This window comes from Sporosarcina saromensis, assembly GCF_054901285.1.
In genome coordinates this window covers 240,681-261,485 of record NZ_CM142738.1, presented here as the reverse complement: position 1 = coordinate 261,485, position 20,805 = coordinate 240,681, and the positions used below count along the sequence as shown (strand labels likewise).

Here is a 20,805-nt window from a genome sequence, read left to right as displayed (position 1 = left end):
GCATTACATACTGGATTTTTTTTAATTTGAATGTAACGAAATGTCTTGAATTTCCGTCTACTGAATAAGGAGGCGGATTTCATGAAGAAACGGAGGATGTTCTTCTTCGGTGTAATTTTATTCGTACTAACGGGTTGCCGGCCATCTGCTTTTGGTGGTGAAAGTATAATTGAATGGGTGGATTTTATTAAACTCCAAGGAATAGAATACAATGGAATTTATTCTGGGGTTTTAGCAGACGAACACGATATTGGAGAAAAAATTGGAACGGTTAACTTTAGAGTGGCAGATAACGTAACAAATGCAAACTATAAAATCAAAGATGGCGATGCTGCATTTCATGAAAAGGGAACTGAGATTTTTCAAGTCAAGGATCAACCGCATTTAATCGCAGTAAAGGATGCTCATGCCATAAATGGATACCAAGTATACTTTTCAAGAGATGAACTTGACTATCAGTGGCATTTTAAAGATATGCCCATTGAAAAGGTTAAGTTAATAGAAATTTATCAAGCTATTCCGGCAGAGAAGGATAAATTGATTGCTAAATTGACAAAGAGCGAAGACGTCAATATCTTCCTTCAACTACTAGTGGAGAGTGAAGAAAATCCTAACTTCCAGCCAAATAGTGAAAAAGGGGATCCTCTTTTTTACGAAATGGTTTTCTATACGGAAGGTCCAATTGCTTATAAATTTACCATGCAGTTCGACGGAAACACCTATTATTGGTATCCTTGGGACACATCTATCTTGTCTGATGAAATCAAAGAGTTCATTGATGGAAATTAAAGGGTGTTTCAGTAATTTAGCGCTTTATGCTTACAGAATAAATAAAATGTGTAGTTGTAGATAAACTTAATTATTTTCATTACAATGTAATAGTACTGAACACAACTACTAATTTAGTAACAAAGCGAAGGAGATGTATTTTTGAAGTATGTAATTTACGGAATCATTTTTGTTTGTATTATTCCTGTTCTCGCCTTTTTCCTCATCTCTAAAGAGTTCACGTTGTATCTCTTAGTATGTTTGTTGATTCTTCTCGCCGTCATTTTTGTAATTAATCGGATTGGTACGAACAAGTGAGTTAAATGCTTTTTCAATGAATTGAATGGGGGTATGTAATGTGGGTTTATTACTAACGATCATCATGTCATTCTCAATCATTCTACTATTCATTTCTTTATTCTACGCGGTCATTAACCGTTCTTGGTCAGCCATGTTCGTGTGTTTAATTGCGAGTCTGCCGATATCGTTGTACTTTGCAAGTGTGCGTCCGCCGTTATCTTATTTAGGATTTTTACCGGTGCTTTTCTTAATGCTCATGATTGGTTATCGAGTGAAGTTTAAAAGCAATAAGGTTCAATAATTAGCGACTCTTGCTGCTAAAGAAAGTTCGAAATTAACGATTTGGAGAGAGCTTATGAAAATTATTCCCTATCTATTCTTAGGTATCTTTATCAGCGCTGTGGCTTTTATTATTTTCGAAAATATATACTCCAATGTAACAGGAGCTATTTTCAGTTTAACGGTACCTATTGGAATGATTTTAGGTATGCAAATCGCTATATACAAAAAGTTACAAGATAAGTAAATAAGGTTATGTGATAGAGGGAGAAAGGGATTGAGCGGTTTGCCGTTCAGTTCCTTTTTTGCATTTATTGAAATGCAAACTTCGCAAAGTAGTAGCTTTTCAATTGAGACAAGGAGGTTATCGATCGGATAAACTAACTTATCGATCAAGTTCACAATTTATTCGATTGAATCCGCCGACTTATCGATCAAGTTCACAAAGTTATCGATCGAATTCACAAAGTTATCGCCATTTCGTGACCTTTGACGCAGCCCAAACACCCTCAATCCAAACAAAAAACCACCGTATCTCAAACAGATACGGTGGTTTTGCAATGACAAATTAAAATAACAGATGTGCAACGCCGGCTACGATTGGTAGGGCGATGAGCGTACGTAATAAGAAAATGATGATCAAGTCTAAAATGTTCAGTGGTATTTTTGTTCCGAGGATCAAGCCACCGACTTCAGACATGTAAATGAGTTGTACGACCGAAATCGTAGCGATTGTAAACAACGTAATCGGGGACGTGATGACACCGTCTGCGAGGATTACAGGTAAGAACATATCTGCAAATCCGACGACCATTGTTTGTGCAGCTTCTGCAGCTTCTGGAATACCGAGTACAGCTAAAATCGGTTCGAACGGCTTTCCTAAAATGGTGAACACGCTTGTATATTCAGCTAGAACAAGGGCGATTGTACCGAACGCCATAACGACTGGCGCAACACCGATCCACATGTCGAGCACGTTTTTCATGCCGTCTGTGAAGATTTTGCCGATGGAACGATTTTTTGAAGCTGTGTCTAGCGCATACTCCAACCCGTGGCTGACAACGTTGTACCCTGCAGGTAACTTTTCGTCTGCACCTGTAAACTTTCGACCGTCAATATACTCGGTCTTTTTACCACGCAGCGGATAAATCCGTGGCATGATTAATGCCAAGATGATACCGGTTAAAATAACAGTTGCATAGAACGGTAGGAAATATTGCGACATGCCAACTGTATCGATAATAACGAGTGAGAACGTAATCGAAACGACTGAAAACGTCGTAGCGATAATCGCTGCTTCACGTTGCGTGTAGTGGCCTTCTTCATATTGTTTGCTTGTCAATAAAACCCCGATTGTTCCGTCGCCAATCCATGAAGCGAGTGCATCAATGGAAGAACGACCTGGTAAATTGAACAATGGACGCATTACCTTCACCATCATTGTGCCGAAAAACTCTAGTAAACCGAAGTTTAATAGAAGTGGTAAGAGCAAGCCGGCAAATAAGAAAATCGTGAATAAGAATGATACAAGACCATCTGGTGCCAGTAGCAAGCCGCCTGTGTTTTCATTCCAGATGGCTTCCGGTCCGACTTGGAACGTTATCATGATGGCGAAAATTGCCCCGACAAGACGTGTGATGGCCCAAAATGGTGTCACTTTGAATAAGGATTCCATGAGCGACGGTTTTGAACTGGACCGCGGGACGAATAGAAATACTAAAGAACCGATCGCCGCGATACTAATCAAAATCATTGCAGCCATTGGCATTGCAGGTTCTACCCAACCGGAAAGAATCGCTGAAAATTTTGCGATTGGCACTTTCCATTCGTCTCCGAATTTTAGAGGAATCATGAACAAGATAATGCCGAGTATAGATGGTACTAAAAAGTAAAGCCATGTGGATGTGCTATGCTTTTTCACGCTGTTTCTCCCCTTTGTGAATAAACTATCATTTTTATTGTATAATTATACATTTTAACTGCATGAAGACCTAATGTAAATATCGTATCACAATGTTGTAGTTTTCTGTATTCATTTTTTAAAGAATAAAACAAAGCCCTGTCAACAATGCAGACAGGGCTTTGTTTGGGTTCATTCAAAATCGCGATCCCACTGATACGTATAGAAGCGTTCGTAGTGTAGCCATTTCATCGCTTCAGGGTCTTTTTCAGCTAAACGCTTTTCCATATCGCGCATCATCCAGACGGTTTGGGAAGCGTGCGCATTCAACGTCGCAAGTTTCTTTTGCGCAGCACCTTCTACGTGATGAACGATATCCGGTTGTCCAATGACGTCGACCGTATTGTGTGCAAAGGCGATTGTATACAACGTTGGCCGCTCGTCTTCAGGCATCCGCCGAATTGCACGGACGACTGCGCGCGCTGTAGCATCATGATCCGGATGGACGGACAATCCTGGATAAAATGAAATGACGAGCGATGGATTTGTGTCTTCAATTAAGTCTGTAATGAGTTTAATCATCTTTTCGTCGTCTTCAAATTCAAGTGTCTTATCGCGCAAACCCATCATCCGTAAATCGGTAAGGCCCATTGCAGCGGCTGCGTTTTGCAGTTCTTGTTTACGAACTTGCGGCAATGTTTCGCGGTTTGCAAATGGGGGATTGCCTAAATTTCTCCCCATTTCCCCTAGTGTTAAGCATGCGTAAGTAACCGGCACGCCCATCTCGATGTAGGTGGAAATGGTACCCGATACGCCGAAAGCTTCATCGTCTGGATGTGGGAAAATGACGAGTACGTGACGTTCTTTTTTTATCATCGAAAAGCCTCCTTAGCTTACCATTGCTACAACTTAATATGTAAACGGTGTTTCACTAATTTCAAGAGCGACTGCCAATTTTCCGTCGGGATCCAAGCCTGCCATGAGGAGACGGTCGTGCTCGTCGACTGTGTAATGCGTGATGCCTTGCGCATAAATCCAACCGGAAGGCAATTTCAAGCCGATGCGATGTGGCGAATCACCAGCCACTTTTCCGAGCTCATATTTCACAACAACGTTCCGGATAAAGGCACCAGCATTAAAAAATCCTTCTTTGAAATGCGTTGCGTAAGCGCCGTTCGTCGTTTCAAGATGGATGTACACATCTTTATTCGCATAGGAATTAAGCAATTCCTGTAAGTGCGCGGGTTGAACTTTTTCCATGCAGAATCCTCCTTCGTGCAAACTATCAATGGTTTAAGTATATAGAAAACGATGATTGAATGCGATTGACGTGCTTGAAGGGGTCGTCTTCATCAAGAGGGTGGACATAGCAGAAAGGTGGCGAGCAGTAGTGGGATATACATGGTATACATGCTGGTGCCGATGAAACGGCCTGTGCAGTTTCGGAGTGAATCGCCTAAAAAAGCTAGATGCCCGCGTTACTTTACGGGCACCTAGCCAATCCAGGCGATTAGATCGTTGTTGTCGTAATGTCTGATGCACCAAATCGATTTTTCGCACCGTGCATGACAGGGCCAACATACGCATTCAGCTGCCAGCCGTTAGCGATCGCTGCAGAGACGAACCGCTTTGCTTCAATGACCGCTTCCTTGACGGCAAGTCCATTCGCAAGGTTCGCGGTAATCGCTGCTGCAAACGTACATCCGGCTCCATGGTTATATGGCGTCGCTGTTTTTTCTGCTTCCAATAAGGTGAATGTCTCACCGTCATAAAACAGATCGGCGGCTTTGTCGTGATCCAATTGTTTCCCGCCTTTTATAACAACATTGCGTGCTCCTAATGAATGAATTTTTTCGGCAACTGATTTCATCTGTTCAATCGTTGTCGGGGTTTTCATGCTCGCCAATTGGCCTGCTTCAAACAGGTTTGGCGTGACAATCTCTGCATGAGGAAGTAAGTATTCCACCATGGCATCGACCGTACCAGGGTTCAACACTTCGTCATCTCCTTTACAGACCATCACCGGATCAATGACGACATGATCAAGTCCTGATGCCGTAATTGCTTCGCCTGCCGTCCGAATGACTTCTTCCGTGCTCAACATGCCTGTTTTAATGGCGTCAATGCCTGTCGAAAGTGCCGTTTTTAGTTGTGCTTGCAACACGTCAATTGGAAGGGAGTAGACTCCGTGATTCCAATGATTGTCGGGATCCATCGTCACGACGACTGTCAAAGCGGTCATGCCATACGTGCCATGCTCTTGGAATGTCTTTAGGTCGGCCTGAATGCCAGCTCCTCCCGATGTATCTGAACCTGCAATCGTCAACGTTTTTTTCATCGTCATTGTTGTGATTCTCCTTCGTGTTGGATTAAAATCTTTCCTTTCATAGTAAGGAAGAAAAACGTAAAATACAATTAACAGGAATTGAAAATAGTGATGCTAACGTAAAGCGGCTGTGCGGTGCGTTCGAAGTAGAGCTCTGGTGCCCATGGTAGACCGTTTTGTGACCTAAGTTGGGCAGACCCGCATCCAAACCGTGTCGTCTCTAACTCAAAGCCGGTCATCACAGGCCTCAGATAAATTACTCCGTGATTCTCCCGCAACTAAACCGGTGACCTTGCAATGAAAAACGATTTGGCAAGGAGTTGTCACAGATGTATAGTTTGCCAGGAAACTTTTTCATAGGCCAAACGTACAACTTAGTAGAATAGACTCGAAGTGTAACGGATTGTGTCGAAGGAAGGTGAGTGAAAGTATGGGAGATCAGAAAAAAATACAAGAAATCGAGAAACTGTTAAAAGAATTGAAGGCGGCAGAATCGGAAAGTGCTGTCACAGTGGAAGAAGCAATGGGCAGGAGGAAGAGTTTCTGGCGCATCGGCAAACTTTTTCTATCGTTCAAGCTTTGGAAGCGTTCGTTTATCCTCATGGCGGTCTTGGCTATCCTGCTAGTTATCGCAATTCCGTTCGTCACATTTTATGTATTAAAACAAGGTAGCACGTTCACCGAAGAAAAAGGCGTCTTCGTGGAACAAATACAGGATTTAAATGAAATGGCAACCGCCGAGGCGTTTACAAAAGTAATTGTCGAGCGGTCGGACAATCAATTGTTCGGGCAAAGTATCGGCATGAATGTACCTGGGACAAAACGGCAACTACTTGTCGTCATACCAGGTTCCGTAAAGGCGGGCGTCGATTTATCCGGCGTAACTGAAAACGATATTGTCATTGATGACGAGAAGAAAACAGCTAAACTAACGTTACCAGCAGCTCGATTTTTAGGCGGTGCAGAAATCTATTTTGAAGATGTTGAGATCTATTCGTATGAAGGGGTGTTCCGCGAAAAAGCGGACATTAACGAAGCATATGATCTAGCAGCAGAAGCGAAGACACTCATTTTGGAAGAAGCGACAGGACAAGGTGTGTTAAAAACCGCGCAATTCAATGCAGAAAAGACCTTAAAGGAAATGTTTTCATTCGCAGGCTATGACGTGACGATTGAGTTCAAGGAGACTGAGAAGCATGGCGAATAAAGTGTTTGGCAACGACTGGGATGACGTATTGCAAGAAGAATTCACAAAACCCTACTTTGCTAACCTGCAGCAATACCTTGCGGATGAATATGAAAATGAAACAGTCTATCCAACTAGGGAAGACGTATGGACTGCTTTTAAACTGACCCCATTCCATAAAGTGCAAGTCGTCATACTTGGACAAGATCCGTACCACGGGCCAGGACAAGCACATGGACTCAGTTTTTCCGTCAAGCCGGATGTCAAATTTCCACCGAGTCTCCGTAATATTTTTAAAGAATTGCAGGCGGATATTGGTTGCGATATTCCTCCGACCGGTACGTTGACAGGCTGGGCAAAACAAGGCGTGCTAATGCTCAATACCGTTCTGACCGTCCGAGAAGGAGAAGCGCATTCTCATCGAAAACAAGGGTGGGAGACTTTCACGGATGAAGTCATTCGTCGCTTAGCCATGCGCGAAGAACCGGTAGTTTTTATATTGTGGGGGCGTCCTGCTCAGGAGAAAAGGAAATTAATAGACCTCTCGATTAATGCTATTGTGGAATCGGTTCATCCAAGCCCCTTGAGTGCAAGCCGAGGGTTTTTTGGCAGCCGTCCATTTTCGAAAACAAATGCGATTTTACAAGCGTGGAATGTTCGCCCAATTGAGTGGTGTAAGACCGATGGGGGAATTTGATGGGAATGAATGACCCTTAGTTTTTGTGAACTGTAGAGATTCGACAAGCGAAAACCTCATTGGGGCGCGTCGTTGCGTACGCAGTTAGGCCATGATACAGTTGATAGGAAAGAGGTTGATGACATGGCTGTAAATTGTTTTACCTGTCAATATTTTTATGTCACATGGGACCCAAAACATCCCCGTGGTTGTAAGGCATATGGATTTAAAACGCGCGAACTACCGTCCATCGTCGTCCGACGATCGTCCGGCATGGAATGTATGAAATATGAACCGAAAAAAGGGGGCATCCGACGTTGATTGCGACGAAACGAATACTTGCAGAAATGGAACGCCAACTTCATCAGGCACGAACGACGAATGATGAACAAGCAATTCGAGAAGCTTTGGCAGCAATCCGCTCGCTTTGCGAAGTCGTACTAGGCGAAGAAACGATAGCAACGCAACCAGTTGTCCAACAGGCCGTACCGCTTGCCCAACAACCACAAATTCATTCACTGGAGAGCAAACCGCTTGTTGAAGAAGACGCAAATGGCGGTTCGATTTTCGATTTCTAATTGTTGAAAACTTGCCTATCATGAAAACGGGAATACTTGTTGAAATGAGCTATCATAGAAATAGAAACAATTATTCACATTCAGAAAGAAGGAAACCATATGCCATTTTTTATTATCGCTGGTGCTGTTAACGCGGCCATCGCCGTTGCCCTCGGCGCATTTGGCGCACATGCACTGAAAGAACGCCTATCCGCGCATTACCTCGCCATCTGGGAAACGGCCGTTCAATACCAAATGTTTCACGCCATCGGTCTCCTAGCAGTCGGCATCCTCATGAGCTCCGCGCTCCTCGGACCGTCGACACAACTGAGCTGGGCAGGCTACTTACTGCTCGCGGGTACGATCATTTTCTCCGGTAGCCTCTACGTCCTTAGTCTGTCAGGCATCGGAATTTTAGGCGCCATCACCCCAATCGGCGGCGTCGCATTCATTGCTGGCTGGATAATGTTAATCATCGCAGCAGTGAAATTTGGAAAATAATAAGCGTTTGATCGAGTTGAAGTGCCTAAATTCTTCAACTCTTTTTTGTGGAATCGCGTCATCGTGAGTTCTAGAAATGGGCGAGGTTACGCGTGAATGGTGTCTCTTCGCGTGAGACAACTTTAATACGAGTACGCCTCGGTCAAAAGTGGTTTGTTCCGCACCCAAAGCGAGTCGTGCAGAGTCCAAAGTGGTTCATCTCGCTTCAAAAGGAGACTGTCTCGCTCCAAAGAGCGTTACCCCACGCTTGAACCGTGTCCTCTACGTCCGAATAGAGAGAAGTAACGTCTAGCGGTTGCGAAAACAATACACTGTACACTCAATTGTCAAAAAATTATTCGTTCACCGATTATTCTTTTGATAAACTATATAAAAAGGGGGAGATTGTATGGTGTTGACCGGTTCACGCTCCAAACAAGCCATTTTACTTGTATTACTTCTTCTCGTACTTGTTAGTAATTTCTTAGCTTATCGACTGCCTGCCATCCCAATTCCGGCTGATTCTCGTGGAGTTGTCATTGGATCGCTGCTCGATTTTACAATTGTCGCGCCACTTTTGATTTTAGCGTTGACGCGAAAAAAGGGCTTTACAATAAAGCGTTTCTTAACATTTATGGTGATGGGGCTAATCGCTGCTCGGTTTATCATTCCTGCTGAACATTTTGCTCCATTTAAAGTGCTTCCTTATGTTGCAATTGGTTTTGAGGGTTTGATTATTCTAGCTGAAATCGGTCTTCTTTTCCTTCTAGCAAAACATTTGCCTACAATTATTAAAGATCTCAAGCAAAGTAATTCGAGTAGTTTGTTTGCATTTCCTAGACTGGTCAAGGAAAGAGTTTCGGCGCATCCGCTTATTTCTATCATAGCCGCTGAAGTACTAATGTTTTACTATGCCTTTGCAGCTTGGAAGCGCCAACCTCCAGTTGGACAGAACTTGTTCACGTTACATCAGAAAACGAGCATGCTGGCGTTTAACATTATGCTCATTCATGCAATTGTCATTGAAACGATAGGAATCCATTGGTGGCTACACGAAAAATCCTTCATCCTTTCAGTTGTTTTACTCGTATTGAATGTTTACTCGGTCATCTATTTTATTGCGGATATCCAAGCAATACGCCTTAATCCATTGAAGATGAATGAAGACCATCTTCAACTATCGTTAGGGTTAAGCAAGCGAATTGAAATCCCTTACGATGCAATTGAGAAAGTAGATTGGGGTGCTGACGCAGAGGCTTACCCGTTAAAAAAGAAAAATCTTATCGAATTTATTGCGAGAGATTTTGAAGATGTAAAGCCGCACTGTATTATCCACTTTAACCGTCCGTTGAAGGCAACATTGTTTTTAGGAGCGGAAAAGGAATTTAATACTGCTGCAATTCGTGTGGATGAACTTGAACGTTTTAAACAAACACTTTCTAAAAAGTTATAGGGATACTCAGGCCAAAAACAGACAGGTTACTGGAAAAGTTGTTTCTAGTAACGTGTCTGTTTTCATGTGAGCAGAATCACTTTTTATAACCATTAGGTTATTGCTGTTTTAAGGGGATTAAGGAATACTAATACCGCCTATTAACTCAACAATATTCTTTAAATAGCTACTGATTAACATACTATTTACTGCTATTGTTAGTAACGATACTGCAATGATAAATTTTAAGAACTTGTCCATTCATGTTCCTCCTCGTTTAAAGTGCACGCGTAAAAAGGTTAGATAAGAACAATATGTTTTCTCGTTACAAAAATAGGTACATACCAAGATCATCCATTAAAAAGAAAAACCCCCACTATTCAAAGAACAATGGGGGATAACGTATTAGGGCTGTTGATTAAAATAATTGAGCTCTTCGTCAAATTGAGCATAGTCAAAGTAAATCATAGGCATTAAAAAACGATCCCCAGTGCCACTTTCACTTAAAATGACGTGATCGCGACCGGCAGCTTCGACCATGCCTCGAATCGCGAGCGTATTTTTTCCAGCAGCTAATGCGTTTTCGAAAGAGAAGTTGAATGTACCGATTTTTCCCCGGTTAAGACGTAAAATGTTCTCGATATACGATTCTTCCCGAAATGGCGTAGCTGGTGGTCTTCCTCCGCTTGGAATGGTTACTTGTGGTGGTGTTGTCCCTGGTTGTTGCGGTTGAAATCCTGGATACCAATAGTATTGCACGATTTACTCATCCTTTCATGTGGTCAATTACACCTTGGTGTAATTGCGTTTGAATTTTTCCATGGAGGCAAAATTCCGTACTCTGGCTGTCGTTGTTGCGGAAGCGACTGATGCGCACAACTTCCCTTCATTTTCACGTCTTAAAAAGGGTGGAATAAAAGAGAGCTGCTGCATGCTTGTCGATTCGCACAGGTACTGACGGTTATACGCGTGGGCAATCTTCAACGGTAGGGGCAAAGAAGCAATGTGCTTTGTATCTGCCTGTGTTTGGTTGATTGTACCACTGTGGAGGACAAGCTCCAGATGGTTCGAAAAACCAAAGTGAGCGGGTTGCTGGGTGGAATTTCTCCCCTGCAATTGCCCGTCTTGCCAACTTTTTATCCACCTCACGAGCCCGTTGATAAAAATAGCTTTTTGTCGTCGCTTCAAAGCCTCCCGGACGTTGATAGACCATGTCTTGTATGTTTCGGATTTTCGTGAAATCCAAACAATCCCCCAGAACCCGATTGACCCCAACGTTACCGACCATGAGCATTCCTAACTGCCCTTCGCCCTCAGCTTCCGATCGCATTAATCGAGCTAACAGATCAACATCCTTGTCAGTGGCCTTAATGACTGCCACGGCATAACCCCCTCAATTCAACGATATGCTCGCCATTCTATGAAAATGACAGAAACTTATCTATACTAAGGAAAAGGGGGAGAGCACGCATGCAAATTGATAACCGAATTCCAAGTTTCCTATCTTTCTACGAGGAGAAAAAGCCACTAACGCGCGATAAACTTGAGCAATATTTCAATGAGCACGAAAAAATTTTTAAAGACTATTTTCCGATGCATTGTCCAAAAACCGATGAGCGCATCCAACTTGCGATTGACAAGTACGACAGTAAAATTGAGGATATCCGTACAATTTCACATACCTTGCCAGCGATTATCGAAGACATTGAAGAGGCTTATGCACAAACTTATCAATTGGACCTAGATTTAGCGTATGTACTAATGGTTGGTACATTCGGTTCCAACGCATTCGTCACGAGAGACAATCGCCGCAAGATTTTTTTTGCTGCAGAAAAGCTATCGGCAAAACATGAGCACTTGCAAGTCATTACGGCGCATGAAATCGGTCATGTCACACATTTCGCACTGGCTACACGCCAAGGGATTGACTGGTCGACCATTGATTGGATGCATGGATTGACGACGCTTTTTACAGAAGGAGCCGCGACCTATTTATCAAAGAAAATGGTTCCAGGCCTTCTACAACCGGTCTATTTTACGTACGATGACGAAGGCGCACCATGGGTGGAGTGCTATGAGCGTAATAAAGCAGAAGTAAAACGTCGCTTTTTAGAAGATGCAACAGGGGAATGGGATATGGCGAAGGAACGGGAGTGGTTCCGATTATCCGGTGGAACTTATTTTGGGTATAACCGAATCGGGTACTTACTTGGGACTGATTATATGGAACATCTCGTTGAGAAGCTTGGCGAAGAACAGGCATTGACCTTTTGGAACGGCAACGATCTAAAAGCGGATATCTTGAACTGGCTTGCTGAGAAATAAATGCCTGCAATGAAAAGTTATGCCAAATAGAATACACTTATAAGTTCAGGACTCGCAGTATAATAAATTACTTAATTACCCGCGAGTCCTGCTATTATCGTTCTCGGTTAATTAGGTGGCTCCTAAATGCCCGTCACCCCTGAATTTTGTGGCTCGTGGTCAAATAGAGGCTATCTAAATACCCGGCATCTCCGAATATCGTCACTTGCGGTCAAATAGAGCACTTCTAAATGCCCGTCACCCCCATATATCAACGCTTGCGGTCAAATAGAACGCTTCTAAATGCCCGTCACCGCCGAAAATCGTCACTTGCGGTCAAATAGAGGGCTTCTAAATGCCCGTTACCCCCGAAAATCAACGCTTGCGGTCAAATAGAACGCTTCTAAATGCCCGTTACCCCCGAATATCGTCACTTGCGGTCAAATAGAGGGCTTCTAAATGCCCGTCACCCTCGAAAATCAACGCCCGCGGTTAAATAGAGAACTTCTAAATGCCCGTCACTCTCGAATATCAACGCCTGCGGTCAAATAGAGGGCTTCTAAATGCCCGTCACCGCCGAATATTAGCGCCTGCGGTCAAATAGAGGGCTTCTAAATGCCCGTCACCGCCGAAAATCAACGCCCGCGGTTAAATAGAGAACTTCTAAATGCCCGTTGCCCCCGAAAATCAACGCCCGCGGTCAAATAGAGGACTTCTAAATGCCCGTCACCGCCGAATATCAGCACCTGCGGTCAAATAGAGGGCTTCTAAATGCCCGTCACCGCCGAAAATCAACGCCCGCGGTTAAATAGAGAACTTCTAAATGCCCGTCCCCAAAAATATCAACGCCTGTAGTCAAATAGAGCACTTCTAATTGCCTGTCCTCTTGAAATTCCAGCACTCATTGTCCAATATATCCCCTCAAATTCCGTACTACCTCCGAAATATCAACATGCAAGGTACAATTAAGCTCATCGATGCTCGCTTAACCTTCGGACACAAAATAGTTGGTAGCAAGCAAGTTTCCAGAATTGAGAATACGTGAATACTATGACATGATTAGAATAAATCCATCATAAGGGGTTTATTGCCAGTTGAACGGAAAGGAATGAGGACATTGGCCTTCATATTGAAGAGAAGTAAACTATTCATTTTTTTGATTTTCATATTAATGCTCGTTGGCGTCTACACATTTTTGACGTTGCCCAAACGAGAAATTCCTGAAACGCCTGTAGATGTCGTCATGGTGTCTACGATTCTACCGGGTGCTGAACCTGAAGAAGTCGAGTCGTCTGTTACGAACCCGTTGGAGCGTGCGATGAAAAAGCTTGATGGCATCGACGCGATGAAGTCCGTATCGGCAAACTCCGCCTCAATCATTACGTTATCGTTGAAAGACGGAATTGATTCAGATCAGACAATTAGCAAAATCCAGCAGGAAGTTCAGCGTTCAGCAGGGGAGTTGCCGGAAAATGCACAGACCCCTGATGTGAAAAAGCTGGACTTGGCGTTTCCGCTGTCCTCCTATATGTTCACGGGAGATGAGGAAGCGCTCGGTAACTTAGAGCAATCATTCGGAAAGCTTTCTGATGAAATACGATCCATCGAAGGTGTAGCAGGTACTACGGTCAAAGGGTTTACAGATAAGCAAATCGAGATTTTAATTGACACCGAAAAGCTTGTGCAAAACCGTTTGCAGCCAGGTGACGTTCTGAGTGCGTTGCAACAAGCGAACCAGCCGCTTGCGCTTGGCACGCATGATGATGGCAATGAAAACCTCGTGTTAACGCTCCAACAAGCGACAGGCATCGAGAAATTGAAACAACTACAAGTTGGTGCAACAGCGGTTCCGTTAGATGAAGTTGCGGACATCCGCGAAGTGAAGAAGGAAGCGGAAGACTTCATTACTTTTGAAGGCAATCCTGCAATCTCGTATACGATTTTCTTGCAACCGGGGAAAGACATTCCTTCTATGGATAAAAAGGTTGCGCAAAAAATGGACGGTTTCATTGAAGACCTACCGAACGGGATCACCGCGGTACACTATGAGTCTCAAGCTGAAAACGTCAACACGATCTTTGACAGCTTGTACATTTCACTACTCATTGCAGTGTTGGCGGTCTTAGTTGTAACGACTGCTGGGTTGACAATTTACGGATCGTTTGCGGTAGCGCTCACCGTGCTTGCTTCTGTGTTAATTGGCCTGATTCCAATCCCGTATATGGGCGTGGATTTGAATCAAATCTCCGTCATCGGTCTGATTATTGCCATCGGTATACTTGTCGATGACAGCATTGTCGTCAATGACAATATTCAGCGTCGTTATAAGTTAGGGGATGCACCACTACTCGGTACTGTAAATGGTGTCAAAGAAGTGTACACGTCGATCATTTCATCGAGCCTTGCGATTGTTGTAACGTTTTCACCATTATTATTGCTGTCAGGTGGAAATGGCGCATTCATCAAGGCATTGCCGAGCATTTTGATCACAACAATTATTGCATCGACGGTGTTGTCTGTGACACTCGTGCCGATGTTGCAATATGTCAAAACGAAGCGACGCAATAAAAAAATCTCGGACACTCCTGGATTCCTTGGAAAGCCGTTGGAGAAGCTTGCCGTCTTTTATTCCGAAAAAGTGTTGAGGTCTGTATTGAAACGTCCGTTACTCGTCGGCTTTGGTGGATTAGGGATTGCGACCGGGTTGTTGTTCCTTGCATTTTTGACGCCATTTGAATTTTTCCCGGCAGCGGATAAAGAAGAAGTGACAATGAATGTCAGACTAGCAGCAGGCACTTCCATTGAGGAAACTGATGAAGTGTTGAAAGAGATTGTGTCGACAGTTGAACAAGAAGATAAAGATGTAAAAGAGACGGCCATTTTCACGGGGACCGGTTTGCCGAGCTTGTTTGCGGCATCTATGGACAATGTAGGGGCGAATACTGGGCAGGTAGTGTTCCGTGTTGACCGTGAACAGACAAGTGCATCTGCGTTTATTGAAAAATGGGAGCCTGAGCTGCGGGAGCGATTTGGAGAAGCAGAGATTTTCCTCGATACAATCGTTCAAGGACCGCCAGTCGGTGCACCGGTAACGGTTACTGTGACAGGCGATGACATTACGGAGCTCGCGTCGTTACGGGATGAGCTGAAAGAGCGTTTATTGGCAAACGGGGCAACGGTTGTTACAGATAATTTAGGGGCAGCAGTTCCTGCAAATGAATTTGTACCAAACCGCCAAGCGCTTCAAGACAATGGAATTGCGTTAAGCACGGTGACGAACCAATTGCAATTGCTCACACAAGGTGTTCCTTTGTTTAAACTGTATGAAGACAACATTCCTTATCAAGTCGTGTTAAAACAACGAGGCGTGGAAAGTGGAGCGCCAATTGACTTGTCACAGTTTGAACTACCTTCGATGACAGCAGCTGGGGGCCCACCGCAATTTGTCCCATTGGATGAATTGGTTTCAACTGAAGAAACGTCATTGCTCGCACAAATACCACACGAAAATGGTGAGCGGTCGATTACATTGAAAGCATTCGGCGATGCAGATGGATTCAAGGATGCCATGTTAGAGGCGGCAGAAGATGCAAAACAAGATGTACCTGAAGGATACACAATTTCCACAGGTGGAGAGAATTCGGACCAGCAAGCATTCTTTGCTGAAATCGGAATTTTATTCTTAGTCGTTATCTTACTTGTCTATCTCGTCATTGCTTTCCAATTTAAATCATTTACATTGCCGTTCCTCGTGTTGTTTGCGGTGTACTTAGGGATTTCCGGTGCAATCCTCGGATTGTTCATCACGCAAACACCACTCAGTTTCCTCGGCGTCATGGGAATTGTGTCGCTGACCGGTATCGTCGTACGAAACGCGGTCGTGCTCATCGACTTCGTGGAAGCGAGGCGTTTGCAAGGCAACATGAATGTCGTGGAAGCAGTCGTCGAGTCTGGTTATGCACGAATCAAACCGATCGTCTTAACATCCTTGACGTCGATTGTTGCACTCATTCCAGTCGCGGCAACGGGTGATCCGCTGTTTGAAGCATTAGCGATCACGATCATTGCTGGTCTGGCCTTCTCAAGTCTGTTCACACTCGTCTTGATTCCATCACTCTACTTGGTCTATTACAAGCTGATTGGACATCGAAACGATACTTTCGAACACTCGGTAAAGGAATCATGATGGGAGTCGTAAACGTTTAGAAGAAAATCAGAAATGTTTATGATGAAGCTGACGATAAGCCTGTTCAAGTTCAAGCAATTGATTGAGGGGTGTAAGAATGTTATTTAGAAAAATGACAGATGAAGAAAAGAAAAATACTTCAAAAGCGGTGGAATTAGGATTTATCTTCTTTGTGGTCGCTTTATCTATTCATTCTCTATATGCATACTTAAAACACTCGGCTTTTGGTTCATCTTTTTATATTTTGATTAGTGGTTTGGTAGTGTTTTATGTAAGTGCGTTTGTTAAGCGTAAGCAGTAAATAAAATAGCAAGCAAACAAGGCGCTATCCCATTCTCCATTGAACGGGATAGCGCCTGTTGCTTTTCACCTTTTCTGGCTATAATAGTCCAAACGTGATTACAAACACGTATACGTTAACACCGCATTAAATCGTAAAGAACGACTTGCGTTTCTCCTCATCAAGCAACGTCCCGACAAAGAACGAACCGAACACACCGTAACGCGCACTCACTTCGTCAAAACGCATTTCGTATACTAATTTCTTAAACTGCAACACATCATCCGAGAACAATGTGACGCCCCATTCGAAATCATCGAAGCCGACAGAACCGGAAATGATTTGTTTTACTTTCCCCGCATACCCGCGACCGATCATGCCGTGGCTGCGCATCAATTCCTTACGCTTGTCCATATCGAGCATGTACCAGTTGTCGGTGCCTTCGCGTTTCTTATCCATCGGGTAGAAACAAATGTATTGGTTACGTGGCAACTCTGGGTACAGACGGCCGCGCACATATGGATTTTGATACGGGTCTTCATCTGATTCGCCTGCAAGGTAATTCGACAGTTCGACAACGGACACATAGGAGTACGCCGGAATCGTGTAGTCCGCGATCGTCAATTTATTGAATTCCGTTTCAAGCTCTTGCAATTCATCCATCGTCGGACGTAGCGTCATGAGCATGAAATCAGCCTTTTGCCCAACGACTGTATAAAATGCATGTGATCCTGTTTTATTGTCATCCGCTTGTTGAAGCTTTTCTAAAAATGCTAGAAATTCATCGACAGCGGCTTGGCGCTCCTCTTTTGAAATTAACTTCCAAGACGCCCAATCCATCGTCCGTAAATCGTGCAATACATACCAACCATCGAGTGTAATCGCTGCTTCGTTCAAGTGAAATCAAACTCCTTTATATATGGTTTTACTTCTTCCTTTAGTGTAGCACAACCCATTAAGAAACATGTTCATCAACTGTTTAATTCATCAATTCGTCATGAACGGCGAGGTTGTTCGTTCACTCGTTTGTAGTGTATGCTTAAAGCGGAAAAGAACTAGACAAGAAAAGCGATCAGGCGTGCAGTCCATTGTCGAGGCGTCTATGGCAATGAATGGCCTGCATACTATCGTTGCACATACATTCAGGAGAGAAAGAAATGTCCAATTTACAACTAGCAAAATGGCGCTTTATTGATGAATCGATGACCGCTTTAGACCGTTCCGCCCTTGAATCCTTTGCAATGGATGACACGCTTTGCCACCTCGTCGGGCAGAAGGACTCCGTTCCGACCGTCCGAACATGGGTGCATGGAAACACCGTCGTGTTAGGCATTCAAGATCATCGTCTCCCGCATATTGAGGAGGCCTTGCCCATTTTACATGCAGCGGGCTATCAAACAATCGTCCGTAATTCAGGCGGATTAGCTGTCGTCCTTGACGAAGGTGTGCTGAATGTTTCAATCGTCCTCTCTGAACAAGAGGGATCGATTGATATTCCGGAAGGGTATGAAGCGATGCTTGAATTTGTTCGCTTGCTGTTCCCCGAAGCTGCGGACCAAATTGAAGCGTATGAAATTGTAGGATCTTATTGCCCGGGGACATATGACTTGAGTATCAATGGGCGGAAGTTTGCAGGGATTTCACAACGACGACTACGTCTGGGCGTGGCGGTTCAAGTGTACTTGTGCGTGGAGGGCAGTGGGTCCGAACGCGCAGCACTCGTTCGCGATTTATACGAAAAAGGGTTGCAAGGGGAGCAGACGAAATTCACCTACCCAACCATTCAACCTGAAGTGATGGCGTCACTGTCAGAGTTGCTTGGCATGCCGTTGACGGTCAGTGACGTTTGCATTCGCATTCAAATGTTGTTGAACGTCTTATCGGAGAAAGAGGTCCAAATGGGTGGATTGACGTCTGATGAAATGGAATTGTATTTGTTTTATTTGAAACGGGTCGTTGAGCGCAATCAAAAGATGCTTGCACGATGATTGACAAAAAAACCGCCAGATCAGTTGACTGGCGGTTCTTTTGATACGAGATTTCCGTTGCGCTCCATTTTGAATACAGGCGCGGTACGGTCTTCTTCTTCAAGTGTGACGAGACGACGGGCACGGTTCATAATCTGCACGAACTGTTCATAGTCGTTACGGATATTCGCATTCTCTTGGCGGAGTTTTTGAATCTCCTTCTCAAGCTTCTCGACTTTATCATTTGCCATTTTAGCAGTATGCTTCCATCTGAGTGATTCAGAGTCGCCGCCACCCGAATGATGCAAACGAATCAAATACGCAATGACCGTATCAAGTGATAACGCGGACAACGGAACAGCTGCTTTTTCATCCTGCTCCACCCCTGGACTAGGGTTATATAGTTGCTGTGTACGACGCTTGAAATCAGCCCCTAAAACGCGCATTGCCTGTTTCCGTTCCTTTTTCGCCTCTGCCAATTCCTTTTCGTATTCGCGGCGAACGACGGCGTTCCATCTAAATCCGCAAGCGGCCGCGGTCCGATTGAGCGCATCGCCGACCTCTTCAAACGCACTAAGCTGTGTACTGCCTTCACGGACATGTCGAAGTACCGTCTCAGCTAATAAAATATCATTTTCCTCAAGCCATGCATCCTGTCTAACTTTCACCATCTCCTTGCCTCCTGCCATGTTAATAGTCTCTTTCTTACGGTCAGTGTGTACAGACAATGAACCTTTTATTCATTCAAACTGGAACACTTTCCAAAAAATATCACTTTATTTCAAGGAAATCCGTCCTTTTTTCATCTACCGTTCCGCAGTCTTTTTGATATACTTAAGAAAATGCATGGACGGAGGGGCACGATGGATTATAAGAATGAGAAACTGGCTGAAGAGAAAGTGTTCAAGGATCCCGTTCACCGGTACATCCATGTGCGCGACAAAGTAATTTGGGATGTGATTGGAACGAGGGAGTTCCAGCGTCTCCGTAGAATCAAACAGCTCGGGACGACGTATCTCGTTTTTCATGGTGCCGAACATACTCGATTCCAACACTCGCTCGGCGTCTATGAAATTGTGAGACGGATCATTGATGATGGTTTCAGCGGACGTGCGGAGTGGAATGATGAAGAACGGTTAGTAACATTATGCGCCGCCTTGTTGCATGATCTCGGGCACGGTCCTTTTTCGCATGCGTTTGAAAAAGTGTTTACACTCGATCACGAATATTTTACACAAGCGATTTTAACAGGGGACACGGAAGTGAATGCGGTCCTCCGAAACGTTTCGCCTGATTTTCCGCAAAAAGTGGCGGATATCATTGGCAAAATCTATCCGGATAAGCTTGTCGTCAGTTTGATTTCAAGCCAGATTGATGCAGATCGGATGGATTATTTGCAACGGGATGCGTATTATACCGGTGTTTCTTACGGTCATTTCGACATGGAGCGGATTTTGCGTGTGATGCGTCCAGACGAAGAACAAGTCGTCATTAAATCGAGCGGCATGCACGCCGTCGAAGATTACATCATGAGCCGTTACCAAATGTACTGGCAAGTTTATTTCCACCCGGTGTCAAGAAGTGCGGAAGTAATCTTAATGAAAATCTTGCACCGCGCCAAGCATTTACATGCGGCAGGCTACTCATTCAAATATGATCCAGTGCCGTTTCAATCATTCTTTGACCGATCGATTGAGCTTGAAGACTACATCGCGCTCGATGAACACGTACTCATGACGTATTTCCAATGGTGGCGAAAAGAGGACGATGCGATTCTATCGGATTTATGCAATCGTTTCCTCGATCGGAAACTCTTTCAATACGCAGAGTTCGATCCCGCGACGGAATATCGCAAAATTGGTGAGCTCGAGCAACTTTTCAAAGAAGCGGGCATTGAACCAGAATACTATTTAGTGACCGATTCTTCATCGGATTTGCCGTATGATTTCTATCGTCCCGGCGAGGAGAATGAAAGAGTGCCGATCTACTTGCAAATGCCGAGCGGTGAGTTGCGCGAGCTATCCCGTTCATCGGAAATCGTCGATGCCATATCCGGCAAACGGCGGACCGACCATAAAATCTATTTCCCGGAAGACCTCTTTGAAGCAAAACAAGAGGAACAGCCATTGTATAAACAGATTCTCGAAATGCTACGAAAATAGGA

Annotated in this window: 24 protein-coding genes; 15 read left to right on the top strand and 9 right to left on the bottom strand. The window is 44.1% G+C overall.

What is annotated here, in order from left to right:
* The first annotated feature begins 81 nt into the window (after positions 1 to 81).
* The 4 genes from ACVHUV_RS01110 (at position 82) to ACVHUV_RS01095 (ending at position 1,594) form a co-directional block, all read left to right on the top strand.
* Positions 82 to 789, top strand: coding sequence for a hypothetical protein (locus ACVHUV_RS01110; RefSeq protein ID WP_462085835.1), 708 nt, complete (start codon positions 82 to 84; stop codon positions 787 to 789).
* A 141-nt stretch (positions 790 to 930) separates the two neighbouring features.
* Positions 931 to 1,086 (top strand): hypothetical protein, encoded by a 156-nt coding sequence (locus ACVHUV_RS01105; RefSeq protein WP_462085834.1) that lies wholly within the window; start codon positions 931 to 933, stop codon positions 1,084 to 1,086.
* A gap of 40 nt (positions 1,087 to 1,126) precedes the next feature.
* Positions 1,127 to 1,369, top strand: coding sequence for a hypothetical protein (locus ACVHUV_RS01100; RefSeq protein ID WP_462085833.1), 243 nt, complete (start codon positions 1,127 to 1,129; stop codon positions 1,367 to 1,369).
* A gap of 54 nt (positions 1,370 to 1,423) precedes the next feature.
* Complete coding sequence (locus ACVHUV_RS01095) at positions 1,424 to 1,594, top strand: hypothetical protein (protein WP_462085832.1); 171 nt, start codon at positions 1,424 to 1,426, stop codon at positions 1,592 to 1,594.
* A 321-nt stretch (positions 1,595 to 1,915) separates the two neighbouring features.
* Here the strand turns inward: ACVHUV_RS01095 and ACVHUV_RS01090 are convergent, their stop codons facing one another.
* The 4 genes from ACVHUV_RS01090 to thiD all read right to left on the bottom strand — a co-directional run bounded on the left by ACVHUV_RS01090 (position 1,916) and on the right by thiD (position 5,591).
* Positions 1,916 to 3,268: a YjiH family protein gene (locus ACVHUV_RS01090; protein WP_462085831.1), complete on the bottom strand. Its 1,353-nt coding sequence runs from the start codon at positions 3,266 to 3,268 to the stop codon at positions 1,916 to 1,918.
* Between the two features lie 171 nt (positions 3,269 to 3,439).
* A complete protein-coding gene (gene bshB2 / locus ACVHUV_RS01085) occupies positions 3,440 to 4,123 on the bottom strand; it encodes a bacillithiol biosynthesis deacetylase BshB2 (RefSeq protein ID WP_462085830.1) in 684 nt (227 codons plus the stop codon).
* A 33-nt stretch (positions 4,124 to 4,156) separates the two neighbouring features.
* Complete coding sequence (locus tag ACVHUV_RS01080; RefSeq protein ID WP_317944616.1) at positions 4,157 to 4,507, bottom strand: YojF family protein; 351 nt, start codon at positions 4,505 to 4,507, stop codon at positions 4,157 to 4,159.
* A gap of 250 nt (positions 4,508 to 4,757) precedes the next feature.
* A complete protein-coding gene (gene thiD / locus ACVHUV_RS01075) occupies positions 4,758 to 5,591 on the bottom strand; it encodes a bifunctional hydroxymethylpyrimidine kinase/phosphomethylpyrimidine kinase (protein ID WP_462085829.1) in 834 nt (277 codons plus the stop codon).
* 412 nt (positions 5,592 to 6,003) lie between these two features.
* On the opposite strand from thiD, the gene ACVHUV_RS01070 reads away from it, so the two are divergent.
* The 6 genes from ACVHUV_RS01070 (at position 6,004) to ACVHUV_RS01045 (ending at position 9,925) form a co-directional block, all read left to right on the top strand.
* Entirely contained in the window at positions 6,004 to 6,780 is a 777-nt protein-coding gene (locus tag ACVHUV_RS01070) for a DUF4230 domain-containing protein (protein ID WP_462085828.1), read from the top strand.
* Positions 6,770 to 7,456 (top strand): uracil-DNA glycosylase, encoded by a 687-nt coding sequence (locus ACVHUV_RS01065; protein WP_462085827.1) that lies wholly within the window; start codon positions 6,770 to 6,772, stop codon positions 7,454 to 7,456. The genes ACVHUV_RS01070 and ACVHUV_RS01065 overlap by 11 nt, the downstream gene beginning before the upstream one ends.
* A gap of 123 nt (positions 7,457 to 7,579) precedes the next feature.
* Complete coding sequence (locus tag ACVHUV_RS01060) at positions 7,580 to 7,756, top strand: uracil-DNA glycosylase (protein WP_317944609.1); 177 nt, start codon at positions 7,580 to 7,582, stop codon at positions 7,754 to 7,756.
* Positions 7,753 to 8,013 carry a YwdI family protein gene (locus tag ACVHUV_RS01055; RefSeq protein WP_317944607.1) on the top strand — a complete coding sequence of 87 codons (261 nt, stop codon included), beginning with the start codon at positions 7,753 to 7,755 and terminating at the stop codon, positions 8,011 to 8,013. The genes ACVHUV_RS01060 and ACVHUV_RS01055 overlap by 4 nt, the downstream gene beginning before the upstream one ends.
* Positions 8,014 to 8,112: 99 nt before the next feature.
* Positions 8,113 to 8,493: a DUF423 domain-containing protein gene (locus ACVHUV_RS01050; protein WP_371390856.1), complete on the top strand. Its 381-nt coding sequence runs from the start codon at positions 8,113 to 8,115 to the stop codon at positions 8,491 to 8,493.
* A 388-nt stretch (positions 8,494 to 8,881) separates the two neighbouring features.
* A complete protein-coding gene (locus ACVHUV_RS01045) occupies positions 8,882 to 9,925 on the top strand; it encodes a beta-carotene 15,15'-monooxygenase (protein ID WP_462085826.1) in 1,044 nt (347 codons plus the stop codon).
* A gap of 117 nt (positions 9,926 to 10,042) precedes the next feature.
* Here the strand turns inward: ACVHUV_RS01045 and ACVHUV_RS01040 are convergent, their stop codons facing one another.
* The 3 genes from ACVHUV_RS01040 to ACVHUV_RS01030 all read right to left on the bottom strand — a co-directional run bounded on the left by ACVHUV_RS01040 (position 10,043) and on the right by ACVHUV_RS01030 (position 11,285).
* Positions 10,043 to 10,165, bottom strand: a complete 123-nt coding sequence (locus tag ACVHUV_RS01040) for a hypothetical protein (RefSeq protein WP_317944601.1) — start codon at positions 10,163 to 10,165, stop codon at positions 10,043 to 10,045.
* 144 nt (positions 10,166 to 10,309) lie between these two features.
* Positions 10,310 to 10,666, bottom strand: a complete 357-nt coding sequence (gerQ, locus tag ACVHUV_RS01035) for a spore coat protein GerQ (protein ID WP_462086836.1) — start codon at positions 10,664 to 10,666, stop codon at positions 10,310 to 10,312.
* 199 nt (positions 10,667 to 10,865) lie between these two features.
* Positions 10,866 to 11,285 carry a cell wall hydrolase gene (locus ACVHUV_RS01030; protein WP_462085825.1) on the bottom strand — a complete coding sequence of 140 codons (420 nt, stop codon included), beginning with the start codon at positions 11,283 to 11,285 and terminating at the stop codon, positions 10,866 to 10,868.
* A gap of 89 nt (positions 11,286 to 11,374) precedes the next feature.
* Between ACVHUV_RS01030 and ACVHUV_RS01025 the strand changes: the two genes are divergently transcribed.
* The 3 genes from ACVHUV_RS01025 (at position 11,375) to ACVHUV_RS01015 (ending at position 16,695) form a co-directional block, all read left to right on the top strand.
* Entirely contained in the window at positions 11,375 to 12,229 is an 855-nt protein-coding gene (locus ACVHUV_RS01025; protein ID WP_462085824.1) for an aminopeptidase, read from the top strand.
* Between the two features lie 1,096 nt (positions 12,230 to 13,325).
* Positions 13,326 to 16,394 (top strand): efflux RND transporter permease subunit, encoded by a 3,069-nt coding sequence (locus ACVHUV_RS01020; protein WP_462085823.1) that lies wholly within the window; start codon positions 13,326 to 13,328, stop codon positions 16,392 to 16,394.
* Between the two features lie 97 nt (positions 16,395 to 16,491).
* Positions 16,492 to 16,695 (top strand): hypothetical protein, encoded by a 204-nt coding sequence (locus ACVHUV_RS01015; RefSeq protein ID WP_462085822.1) that lies wholly within the window; start codon positions 16,492 to 16,494, stop codon positions 16,693 to 16,695.
* 126 nt (positions 16,696 to 16,821) lie between these two features.
* Here ACVHUV_RS01015 and hemQ read toward each other — a convergent pair whose 3' ends face one another.
* Complete coding sequence (hemQ, locus tag ACVHUV_RS01010; RefSeq protein WP_462085821.1) at positions 16,822 to 17,571, bottom strand: hydrogen peroxide-dependent heme synthase; 750 nt, start codon at positions 17,569 to 17,571, stop codon at positions 16,822 to 16,824.
* 260 nt (positions 17,572 to 17,831) lie between these two features.
* Between hemQ and lipL the strand changes: the two genes are divergently transcribed.
* Entirely contained in the window at positions 17,832 to 18,662 is an 831-nt protein-coding gene (lipL, locus tag ACVHUV_RS01005) for an octanoyl-[GcvH]:protein N-octanoyltransferase (RefSeq protein WP_462085820.1), read from the top strand.
* Positions 18,663 to 18,682: 20 nt separating this feature from the next.
* On the opposite strand, the gene ACVHUV_RS01000 is transcribed toward lipL, so the two are convergent.
* Complete coding sequence (locus ACVHUV_RS01000; RefSeq protein WP_317944589.1) at positions 18,683 to 19,312, bottom strand: RsfA family transcriptional regulator; 630 nt, start codon at positions 19,310 to 19,312, stop codon at positions 18,683 to 18,685.
* Between the two features lie 192 nt (positions 19,313 to 19,504).
* Between ACVHUV_RS01000 and ACVHUV_RS00995 the strand changes: the two genes are divergently transcribed.
* Positions 19,505 to 20,803 (top strand): HD domain-containing protein, encoded by a 1,299-nt coding sequence (locus ACVHUV_RS00995; RefSeq protein ID WP_462085819.1) that lies wholly within the window; start codon positions 19,505 to 19,507, stop codon positions 20,801 to 20,803.
* Positions 20,804 to 20,805 lie beyond the last annotated feature (2 nt).